Here is a 405-nt window from a genome sequence, read left to right as displayed (position 1 = left end):
GATATGGCTGCGCTTATCAAAGAAGTGGAAGAGCAAAACGACCACGCCAGAACGCTAACCCGGAAGCGCAACACCATGACGATTAACAGTCTGGTTAAACGCACGAAGAAAACAGAACCAGCCAAACCCGAAACCACGTCCACCGATTCACTGGCGCCCGTCACTGACGTGTACGCGGCACTCATTGAAGAAGCAACCAAAGAAAACACATGAAAACTCCCGAGCGACCGATGGAGGTTAAACACTAATGGAAAAACTGATCGCCCTAAAGCACAAGCTGGATGCCATAAAAACGATGGGAACCAACGCCAAGAAAGAGGCGCTGGCCAACCTTGATGAATTTGAGCAGAGCATGGTCTCGCTAATGCTCAACCCATTCATTCGATTCGGTGTGAAGAAGTACAA

The 405-nt window shown here is 49.1% G+C and carries 1 protein-coding gene; it reads left to right on the top strand.

Annotated features, from left to right (window positions below; genetic code table 11):
• Positions 1-213: hypothetical protein (locus tag JG676_RS08535; protein ID WP_200217975.1), on the top strand; the 213-nt coding region annotated here is incomplete at its 5' end.
• Positions 214-405: the final 192 nt, after the last annotated feature.

Source organism: Campylobacter sp. 2018MI34 (assembly GCF_016598975.1).
GTDB lineage: Bacteria > Campylobacterota > Campylobacteria > Campylobacterales > Campylobacteraceae > Campylobacter_D.
Note: the sequence above shows the minus strand (reverse complement) of the source record. Positions and strands in the feature narration are given on the sequence as shown.